Consider the following 5,091-nt stretch of genomic DNA (forward strand, 5'->3'; position numbering starts at 1 on the left):
ATCAAGGCAAGAACTCTCATGTGAACTCCCTTCACCCGCTCCACACGGCGGGTGTGGTGACAAGGTAGGTCTTTCGGCAGCGTCGCACCATCGACCAAATGGCAGACGGTTCGCGCCAAAAGCGTCACGGTGCGGGCGGCGCCACGAGGCCGTTCGGAACTATGCTTGGAGGTGTACCGGGTATTGCAGGCCAATCCGGCTGGTCACCCATTTGCGCAAATGCGTCTGCCTGGAGGGATTTATGGCGAGTGATCTGGACACCGTGCGGGTGCTTCGGGCTTTGTTCAACGACATGCCGCGTGCCCCGCAAGGCCTCTCGGGCCTGGAGCTGATGGCATGGATCAAGTCATCGATGACCGACTATGAAGGCGGCGAGATGGCCTACATGATCGAGCACATCACACGCAACTCCATGCTCGACATCGTGCTGCACATGCGCGAGTCGGGCCACCTGCAGGACGACGCCGCCTTTGACGAAACCGTGGCCCTGATCTCCACCGAAGAAGGGCGCCGAACCTTCCGCGACCGTTGCATCAACGCCCAGAAAACGGTCGACGCAACCGAACGCCTGCTCAAGCGCGCGCGCAAGTCCACACCCGGCCAGCAGGCCTTGTTTGTGGCCGATCCGCAGGAGATCGAGCGCTTCGTCCGCGGCCATGCCACGGGCCCCGGCCCGCTGTTTGCCGAGTACGCTGCGCGTGAGGAGGTGCAGGAGATTGGCGTGTTTTCCCAAGCCCCTGAACAGGTGCACGAATTCGCCTGGGGCTTCGTGGTGGAGCAGCCGGATGGCTGGAATGTGTACGTGGCCGAGATCTGGCGACAGGGCACGGTGGGTTTCTTCGACCGCTTCCTCAGTGCCTGGAAGCTGGAGGCTGCCGCGCCTCTGGACGACGCAGGCGCAGCGCCCGAAGTGCCCGTCGGGCTGCTGGTGGATGACGGGATCGGCAGCTTCAGCAGCCTGAGCTTCGAGATCGAACCTGGCGCATCGGTGCCGCAGCTGCGCCGCTGGTTGGGCGAGACCTTCATTGGCCGCATGCTGCCGCGCATGGCGGCGAAGGTGCTGGACGACAGCCACGACTTTCCGGGCAGCAGTGTGGCGAACTGAGCCGGCTTTTCTGCGCGCACTGGATTGAGAAATGGCTGCATGAACACTGTCACTGCCCGTCCCTTCCACTTCGAGCTGGACCCGGCTCACGCCGCGTTGGTCATCATCGACATGCAGCGCGATTTTGTGGAGCCCGGTGGCTTCGGTGAATCGCTGGGCAACACGGTAGAGCCATTGCAGGCCATCGTGCCCGCCATTGCGAGGGTGCTGGCCGCCTGGCGTGCCATGGGTGGCCTGGTGGTGCACACGCGTGAATCGCATGCGCCGGATTTGAGCGACTGCCCACCCGCCAAACGCCTGCGAGGCTCGCCCAGCCTGCGCATTGGCGACGTGGGTCCGATGGGCCGGGTGCTGGTGCGCGGTGAGCCGGGCAACCAGATCGTGACCGCGCTGGAGCCCGTGGCCGGTGAGGTGGTGATCGACAAACCCGGCAAGGGCGCTTTCTACGCCACCGACCTGCAGCAGCAACTGCAGGCGCACGGCATCACGCAACTGGTGGTGACCGGTGTCACCACCGAGGTGTGTGTGCAGTCCACGCTGCGCGAAGCGAACGACAGGGGATACGACTGTCTGGTGCTGGAAGACGGCACGGCCAGCTACTTCCCCGCGTTCCACGCCGCGGCGCTGGCCATGATCACCGCGCAGGGCGCGATCGTGGGTTGGTCGGCGACCTCGAAGGAACTGCTCGACGTGCTGTGACCCGCGGACCTCAAGCCGCCGGCGCCACCTGCTGCGCCAGATAGACCTGGTGCAAGGTGATCTTGCGCACCTCGCTCTGGCTGGTCTGGATGTGCGAGCGCAGCAGCAGGTCGGCGCGGTCGGCCTTGCGCGCGAGGATGGCGCGCAGGATCTTGGCGTGTTCGTCGTAAGTGGCGTCGATGCGCACCTGCTGCAGAAAGTCGAGCCGGCGGATGATGCGGATGCGTTCGGTCACCTCGTGGTGCACGCGCGCCAGCTCCGCGTTGCCGGCGGCGCTCACCAGCGTTTCGTGAAAGGCCTCGTCCCAGGCCGCCACCTCGGCCGGGTCGGTGCTGCGCTCGGCCACCGGCACCAGCCAGCGTTCCTTGAGTGCCTGCAACTGGGGCGATGACGCCACCACGTCCTGCTGGCACAGCCGCTGCACCGCGGCGGTCTCGAGCACCATGCGCAGGTCGTAGAGCTGGTCGAACTTGTCGAAATCGAACGGCAGCACGCGCCAGCCGCTGCGAAACATCACCTCCACCAGACCGTCTTGCTGCAGCCGGAACAGCGCCTGGCGCACCGGCGTGCGCGACACGTCCAGCCGCGCGCAGAGTTCGTGTTCGGTGAAGCGGTCGCCGGGCACGAGGCGGAAGTTGGCGATGTCCTGTTTGACCTGGCGGTAGACCGCTTCGGCGCGCGACTGGAAGGGTTCGACGGTGGTGGCGACGCCGGCGGAGCGGGCGCGGACCGGACGCAAGGTGCGTGGGGCCATCAGGCCATCCAGCTCACATGGGCTGCCACCACGCGCCAGCCCTCGGGCATGCGCACCCAGGTCTGGCTCTGGCGGCCGATGCGCGGGTTTCCTTCGCGCTGGAACTCGATGCTGGTGGTGGCTGCATCCAGGCCGTGCGTGGTGATGGCTGTGCGCAGCACCGTGCGCTGCAGGCCGGCGGCGGGTCGGCCGTTGCGGAAGGCGCGGATCTCGTCGATGCCGTAGAGGTTTTCGGTGGCGCCATAGCGCAGCGTGTGCGGGCTGTTCCAGAACAGCTCGTCGAGCACCGTCACGTCGTTGGTGACCAGGGCGTGTTCGTAGCGCTCAAAGGCCGCCGTCACTTCGGCCAGCACCTCGGGCAAGTTGGTGTGCATTCAGAACTCCACGGGTTTGCAGTGGGCAAGGCCCGCATTGTGCAGCGCCATGCCGGCGCGCAAGGCCAGGTCTTCGCGCCAGGGCGCGGCAATCAGCTGCACGCCGATGGGCAGGCCCCCGGTACCCGAGGGCCACAGGGGTGCGGCCACCACCGGGCAGCCCGCAAACGAAATCGGTTGGGTGAGCAGTCCCACCGAAGGACGGCACGGCAGTCGCTGGCCGTTGATCTCGACCCACTCGGTGCCCAGGGGCTGGGCCGGCACTGGCGTGGCGGGCGCGATCAGCACGTCCCAGTCGCGGAACAAGGCGTTGACCTTGTCGCGGTAGACGCGACGAAAGCGCTGCGCGCGGACATACCACGCGGCAGGCTGCATGGCGCCTGCAATGAAGCGGTCCACCGACAGCGGCTCGTAGTCCGCCGCCCGTGTGCGCAAGCGGTGGAGGTGCAGGGCGCCGCCTTCGCTGGCGCTCACGATGAAGGCCGCGGCGCGCGCCTGCAGCGCATCGGGCCATTCGACGGTGGCCGTGGCGCCCAAGGCCTGCGCGGCGAGCGCGGCGACCTCGCGCGCGGGTGCCGTGGTGTGCTCGGCGAAGTAGCCGCCCAGCACTCCCACGCGCAAGCCCTGGATGCCCAGGCCCAGCGAACGCGCGGTGGGCTGCACCGTGGTGGCGTGGCAGCCCGGGTCCAGCGGGTCGGCGCCTTGCAGTGCGTCGTAGGCCAGGGCGAGACCAGGCAGGTCGTCGGCGAAGGGGCCGAGGTGGTCCAGGCTGTGCACGAAGGGGTAACTGCCGCGTCGCGAGAGGCGGCCGAACGTGGGCTTGAGGCCCCACACGCCGCACAGCGAAGCAGGCACGCGGATCGATCCGTTGGTGTCCGAGCCCAGCGCCAGCGGCACCTGCCCCGCAGCCACCGCCGCGCCCGAACCTCCCGACGATCCACCGGCCGAGCAGTCGAGCCGGTGCGGGTTGTGCGTGGGGCCGAAGTGGGTGTTTTCCGTGGTGAAACCGTAGGCGTACTCGTCCATGTTGAGCGAACCCACCAGCACCGCCCCGGCGGCCTGCAAGCGCTGCACCAGCACCGCGTCGGCGGTGGCAGGTGGGTCGGCCCGGTTGACTTGTGCGCCGGCCAGGGTCACTTCCCCGGCGATGTCGAACAGGTTCTTCACCGCGAACGGCACACCGGCCAGCGGACCCAGTGGTTCACCGCGTGCGCGCTGCGCGTCCACCCGCTCGGCCTGCGCTCGGGCCGCTTCGAAGCGGGTGCCGGTGAAGGCGTTCACGCGAGCGTCGGTGGCTTCAATGCGCGCGATGCAGGCTTCCAGCACCTCGGCGGCGCTGTGGCTGCCACTGGCCACCGCCTGCGCAGCCTGACCCAGGGACAAGGGGGCGTTCATGGCGCGCCCTCAGTGTTGTGAGGGCTGAAACGGCGCAGGGCAGTAGATTTCCGCCGGCTCGTCGTGCGGCGCCAGCTCGAAGCCGTCGAGCAAGGCGGCCAGCCCGGCGGTGCGGTGCAGGTGGGTGGCCACGCGCTGCGCCTGCGCGTCGCTCAAGGGCAGGTCCACCGCCACCGCAGCGGCCTGCACATAGGCCAGTGTCTGCGCCTCGTTCATCGGCGCACCTCGCGCTGGAAGATTTCCAGGCTGCGCTTTTTCGCGGCGATGAAGCTCGGCTCGGACAGCGTGGCGGTGGTGCGCGGGCGCGGATCGTCGTAAGGCAGGATCTCGGCCACCTTGGTGGGCCGCTTGGTGAGCAGCAGCACCTGGTCGGCCAGGTACACAGCCTCTTCCAGGTCGTGTGACACCAGCACCATGGTGGTGCCAGTCTGCATGAACACCTCCTGCAGCTTCTCGCGGATGAACAGCGTCATCTCGAAGTCCAGCGCGGAGAAGGGCTCGTCGAGAAACAGCACCTCGGGGTTGGGCGCGAGCGCCCGCATGATGGACGCGGTTTGCTGCTGCCCGCCCGAGAGTTCGTAGGGGTAGCGGTGGAGGTCGAACTTCACATCGAACGAGGCCACCAGTTCGGCCATGCGCCGGTCCACCTCGGCCTTGCTCTTGCCTTCGAGCTTGAGCGGGTAGGCGATGTTGTCGATGGTGCGCATCCACGGAAACATGGCTTCGCGGTAGTTCTGGAACACGTAGCCGATCTTGGTGTCCTT

7 protein-coding genes are annotated in these 5,091 nt (G+C 67.5%); 2 read left to right on the top strand and 5 right to left on the bottom strand.

Translation table 11 applies throughout. From position 1 onward, the window contains the following. Window positions 1-241: 241 nt before the first annotated feature. Both Q0C59_RS05265 and Q0C59_RS05270 read left to right on the top strand, forming a co-directional pair. On the top strand, window positions 242-1,105 hold the full coding sequence (locus Q0C59_RS05265; protein WP_291212680.1) for a hypothetical protein: 864 nt from the start codon (window positions 242-244) through the stop codon (window positions 1,103-1,105). A gap of 39 nt (window positions 1,106-1,144) precedes the next feature. Continuing rightward, window positions 1,145-1,804, top strand: a complete 660-nt coding sequence (locus tag Q0C59_RS05270) for a cysteine hydrolase family protein (RefSeq protein WP_291212683.1) — start codon at window positions 1,145-1,147, stop codon at window positions 1,802-1,804. Between the two features lie 10 nt (window positions 1,805-1,814). Here the strand turns inward: Q0C59_RS05270 and Q0C59_RS05275 are convergent, their stop codons facing one another. The 5 genes from Q0C59_RS05275 to Q0C59_RS05295 form a co-directional block, all read right to left on the bottom strand. Further along, a complete protein-coding gene (locus tag Q0C59_RS05275) occupies window positions 1,815-2,558 on the bottom strand; it encodes a GntR family transcriptional regulator (RefSeq protein WP_291212685.1) in 744 nt (247 codons plus the stop codon). Further along, on the bottom strand, window positions 2,558-2,932 hold the full coding sequence (gene hpxZ, locus Q0C59_RS05280; protein WP_291212688.1) for an oxalurate catabolism protein HpxZ: 375 nt from the start codon (window positions 2,930-2,932) through the stop codon (window positions 2,558-2,560). The genes Q0C59_RS05275 and hpxZ overlap by 1 nt, the downstream gene beginning before the upstream one ends. Continuing rightward, on the bottom strand, window positions 2,933-4,327 hold the full coding sequence (locus Q0C59_RS05285; RefSeq protein WP_291212691.1) for an AtzE family amidohydrolase: 1,395 nt from the start codon (window positions 4,325-4,327) through the stop codon (window positions 2,933-2,935). 9 nt (window positions 4,328-4,336) lie between these two features. Next, window positions 4,337-4,543 carry an AtzG-like protein gene (locus tag Q0C59_RS05290; protein ID WP_291212694.1) on the bottom strand — a complete coding sequence of 69 codons (207 nt, stop codon included), beginning with the start codon at window positions 4,541-4,543 and terminating at the stop codon, window positions 4,337-4,339. Further along, window positions 4,540-5,091 (bottom strand): ABC transporter ATP-binding protein (locus tag Q0C59_RS05295; RefSeq protein ID WP_291212697.1); only part of this gene is annotated, 552 nt, incomplete at its 5' end. The genes Q0C59_RS05290 and Q0C59_RS05295, both read right to left, overlap by 4 nt.

The sequence above is a fragment of the Hydrogenophaga sp. genome (assembly GCF_022844385.1).
Lineage (GTDB): Bacteria > Pseudomonadota > Gammaproteobacteria > Burkholderiales > Burkholderiaceae_C > Hydrogenophaga.

What these genes read in the sequence shown, in the direction of transcription:
- Q0C59_RS05270 (WP_291212683.1), top strand. Translation starts at nt 1,145, where the DNA reads ATGAACACTGTCACTGCCCGTCCCTTCCACTTCGAGCTGGACCCGGCT.
- Q0C59_RS05265 (WP_291212680.1), top strand. Translation starts at nt 242, where the DNA reads ATGGCGAGTGATCTGGACACCGTGCGGGTGCTTCGGGCTTTGTTCAAC.
- Q0C59_RS05275 (WP_291212685.1), bottom strand. Translation starts at nt 2,558, where the DNA reads ATGGCCCCACGCACCTTGCGTCCGGTCCGCGCCCGCTCCGCCGGCGTC.
- Q0C59_RS05285 (WP_291212691.1), bottom strand. Translation starts at nt 4,327, where the DNA reads ATGAACGCCCCCTTGTCCCTGGGTCAGGCTGCGCAGGCGGTGGCCAGT.
- hpxZ (WP_291212688.1), bottom strand. Translation starts at nt 2,932, where the DNA reads ATGCACACCAACTTGCCCGAGGTGCTGGCCGAAGTGACGGCGGCCTTT.
- Q0C59_RS05290 (WP_291212694.1), bottom strand. Translation starts at nt 4,543, where the DNA reads ATGAACGAGGCGCAGACACTGGCCTATGTGCAGGCCGCTGCGGTGGCG.